Here is a 4,182-nt window from a genome sequence, read left to right on the forward strand (position 1 = left end):
CGAGATCGGCGACGTGCAGGGCGCGGGCGCGACCACCCCGCTGGCCGGCTCCACGGTCACCGTGGAGGGCGTCGTCGTCGGCGACGTCCCCGGGCTCTCCGGCTTCTACCTGCAGGACGCCGACGGTGACGGCGACGCCGCCACCTCCGACGGGGTCTTCGTCTTCTCCGCGGTCGAGGTCGACCTCGGCGACACGGTCGCGGTGACCGGCGCCGCCGAGGAGTACTTCGAGCAGACCCAGGTCCGCGGCGAGGCGAACGTGGGCGTCTGCGCCGACGGCACCGTGGAGGACCTGCCGGCAGCCACCCCGCTGGACCTGCCCGCCGACGACGACGCCCGCGAGCGGCTCGAGGGCATGCTCGTCGAGCCGGTCGACACCCTGACCGTCAGCGAGGTCTACGCCCTGACCAGCTACGGCGAGCTGACCCTGTCCGAGGGTGGTTTGCTGGTCCAGCCGACGGAGCTGGCCCGTCCCGGCGCCGGTGCGGACGCGATCGCGGCGGACAACGCGCTGCGCAGGATCGTCCTCGACGACGCGCTCAGCAGCCGGGTCAGCGTCACCACCGCGCCCTACCTGTCGCCGGAGACCCCGGTCCGGGTGGGCGACGAGCTGACCTTCACCGAGCCGTTGGTGCTCGGCTACGGCTTCGACGCCTGGCGGCTGCAGCCGGCCGACGGCACCGCGGACGGCGTCTTCGCGCCGCAGAACACCCGTCCGGCCGCGCCGGGCGAGGTCGGTGGCGACGTCCAGCTGGGCGCCTTCAACGTGCTCAACTACTTCCTCACCTTCGGTGGGGTCGGCCGGGGTGCGCCGAACCAGGCCGAGCTCGAGGAGCAGGCCGGCAAGATCGTGCCGGCGATCAACGCGCTGGACGCCGACGTGGTCACCCTGATGGAGATCGAGGACACCGACTCCACCGGCTACACCCCGGGCAACGCGGACACCGCGCTGGCCGACCTGGTGACCCGGCTCAACGCCGACGCCGGCAGCCAGAAGTGGGCCTACGTCGCCTTCCCGGAGGAGCTGTACGCGGTCGACCGGGACGTGATCCGCAACGCGATCATCTACCAGCCCGCCGTCGTCACCCCGGTCGGCGACTCGGTCGGCCTGGTCGACGAGTCGGTCTGGTCCAACGCCCGCGAGCCGATCGCCCAGACGTTCACCGCGGACGGCGACGCCTTCACCGTGGTGGCCAACCACTTCAAGTCCAAGGGCGGCACCGGCACCGGTGACAACCTCGACACCGGGCAGGGCTCGTTCAATGGCGACCGGGTGCGGCAGGCGGAGTCGCTGGCGGCCTTCGCCGAGCAGCTGGAGGCGCAGACCGGTGACTCGGACGTCGTGCTGACGGGCCACTTCAACGCCTACACCCAGGAGGACCCGATCGAGGCTCTCCGCGACGAGGGCTTCGTCAACCTGGGTGAGGAGTTCGACCCGGGCCGGTACAGCTACGTGTTCAACGCACTGTCCGGCTCGCTGGACCACGCGCTGGCCACGGCCGAGCTCACCGCCAAGGTCACCGACGTCGTGCACTGGAACATCAACTCGGTGGAGTCCTTCGCCTACCAGTACGCCGGCGACCCGGAGCTGTACGTGGCGGACCCCTACCGCTCCAGTGACCACGACCCGCTGCTGCTCGGCATCGACCTCCAGTCGGTCGTCGTCGAGCCGGAGCCGCTGCTCTGCCAGGGCCTGGAGCCCACGCTCGTCGGCACGGAGGGCGACGACGTGCTGCGCGGCGGGAACGGCGTGGACGTGATCATGGGCCTGGGCGGCAACGACACGATCACCGGCGGCAACGGCGCCGACGTGATCTGTGGCGGCGACGGGGACGACGTGCTCCGCGGCGGCAACGGGGACGACGTCCTGCTGGGCGGCGCCGGGGACGACGAGCTGCGCGGGGACAACGGCAGCGACACGCTGATCGGCGGCCCGGGCACCGACCTCCTCGACCAGGGGCGGGGCAAGGGCTCCGAGGAGCAGGACGGCGCGGTGTCCTGACCGAGGGGTGATCGGCTCCTGAACCGAGCAACGGCGGCGTCCCACCGAGGTGGGGCGCCGCCGTCGTCGTTCGTGGAGGGGGTCAGCCGCGTTCCGCCGGCGGGGCGGACGCCTCGGACTCCTCGGGCTCGTCCTCCGGCTCGTCCTTCAGGAACAGGTACCAGTAGGACGTGGACACGAAGACCACCGCGCCGTCCTGCTCCTCGGAGCCCTTGCCCCGCCCCTGGTCGAGGAGGTCGGTGCCCGGGCCGCCGATCAGCGTGTCGCTGCCGTTGTCCCCGCGCAGCTCGTCGTCCCCGGCGCCGCCCAGCAGGACGTCGTCCCCGTTGCCGCCGCGGAGCACGTCGTCCCCGTCGCCGCCACAGATCACGTCGGCGCCGTTGCCGCCGGTGATCGTGTCGTTGCCGCCCAGGCCCATGATCACGTCCACGCCGTTCCCGCCGCGCAGCACGTCGTCGCCCTCCGTGCCGACGAGCGTGGGCTCCAGGCCCTGGCAGAGCAGCGGCTCCGGCTCGACGACGACCGACTGGAGGTCGATGCCGAGCAGCAGCGGGTCGTGGTCACTGGAGCGGTAGGGGTCCGCCACGTACAGCTCCGGGTCGCCGGCGTACTGGTAGGCGAAGGACTCCACCGAGTTGATGTTCCAGTGCACGACGTCGGTGACCTTGGCGGTGAGCTCGGCCGTGGCCAGCGCGTGGTCCAGCGAGCCGGACAGTGCGTTGAACACGTAGCTGTACCGGCCCGGGTCGAACTCCTCACCCAGGTTGACGAAGCCCTCGTCGCGGAGAGCCTCGATCGGGTCCTCCTGGGTGTAGGCGTTGAAGTCGCCCATCAGCACGACGTCCGAGTCACCGGTCTGCGCCTCCAGCTGCTCGGCGAAGGCCGCCAGCGACTCCGCCTGCCGCACCCGGTCGCCATTGAACGAGCCCTGCCCGGTGTCGAGGTTGTGACCGGTGCCGGTGCCGCCCTTGGACTTGAAGTGGTTGGCCACCACGGTGAAGGCGTCGCCGTCCGCGGTGAACGTCTGGGCGATCGGCTCGCGGGCGTTGGACCAGACCGACTCGTCGACCAGGCCGACCGAGTCGCCGACCGGGGTGACGACGGCGGGCTGGTAGATGATCGCGTTGCGGATCACGTCCCGGTCGACCGCGTACAGCTCCTCCGGGAAGGCGACGTAGGCCCACTTCTGGCTGCCGGCGTCGGCGTTGAGCCGGGTCACCAGGTCGGCCAGCGCGGTGTCCGCGTTGCCCGGGGTGTAGCCGGTGGAGTCGGTGTCCTCGATCTCCATCAGGGTGACCACGTCGGCGTCCAGCGCGTTGATCGCCGGCACGATCTTGCCGGCCTGCTCCTCGAGCTCGGCCTGGTTCGGCGCACCCCGGCCGACCCCACCGAAGGTGAGGAAGTAGTTGAGCACGTTGAAGGCGCCCAGCTGGACGTCGCCACCGACCTCGCCCGGCGCGGCCGGACGGGTGTTCTGCGGCGCGAAGACGCCGTCCGCGGTGCCGTCGGCCGGCTGCAGCCGCCAGGCGTCGAAGCCGTAGCCGAGCACCAACGGCTCGGTGAAGGTCAGCTCGTCGCCCACCCGGACCGGGGTCTCCGGCGACAGGTAGGGCGCGGTGGTGACGCTGACCCGGCTGCTGAGCGCGTCGTCGAGGACGATCCTGCGCAGCGCGTTGTCCGCCGCGATCGCGTCCGCACCGGCGCCGGGACGGGCCAGCTCCGTCGGCTGGACCAGCAAACCACCCTCGGACAGGGTCAGCTCGCCGTAGCTGGTCAGGGCGTAGACCTCGCTGACGGTCAGGGTGTCGACCGGCTCGACGAGCATGCCCTCGAGCCGCTCGCGGGCGTCGTCGTCGGCGGGCAGGTCCAGCGGGGTGGCTGCCGGCAGGTCCTCCACGGTGCCGTCGGCGCAGACGCCCACGTTCGCCTCGCCGCGGACCTGGGTCTGCTCGAAGTACTCCTCGGCGGCGCCGGTCACCGCGACCGTGTCGCCGAGGTCGACCTCGACCGCGGAGAAGACGAAGACCCCGTCGGAGGTGGCGGCGTCGCCGTCACCGTCGGCGTCCTGCAGGTAGAAGCCGGAGAGCCCGGGGACGTCGCCGACGACGACGCCCTCCACGGTGACCGTGGAGCCGGCCAGCGGGGTGGTCGCGCCCGCGCCCTGCACGTCGCCGATCTCG

2 protein-coding genes are annotated in these 4,182 nt (G+C 71.9%); one reads left to right on the forward strand and one right to left on the reverse strand.

Going from position 1 to position 4,182, the window contains the following annotated elements; translation table 11 throughout:
• Positions 1-2,002 (forward strand): ExeM/NucH family extracellular endonuclease (locus G5C62_RS25855; RefSeq protein ID WP_164703258.1); only part of this gene is annotated, 2,002 nt, incomplete at its 5' end.
• Between the two features lie 82 nt (positions 2,003-2,084).
• Here G5C62_RS25855 and G5C62_RS25860 read toward each other — a convergent pair.
• A partial coding sequence (locus tag G5C62_RS25860) for an ExeM/NucH family extracellular endonuclease (protein WP_164703259.1) occupies positions 2,085-4,182 on the reverse strand: 2,098 nt, incomplete at its 5' end.

It is taken from the genome of Modestobacter sp. KNN46-3, from assembly GCF_011039295.1.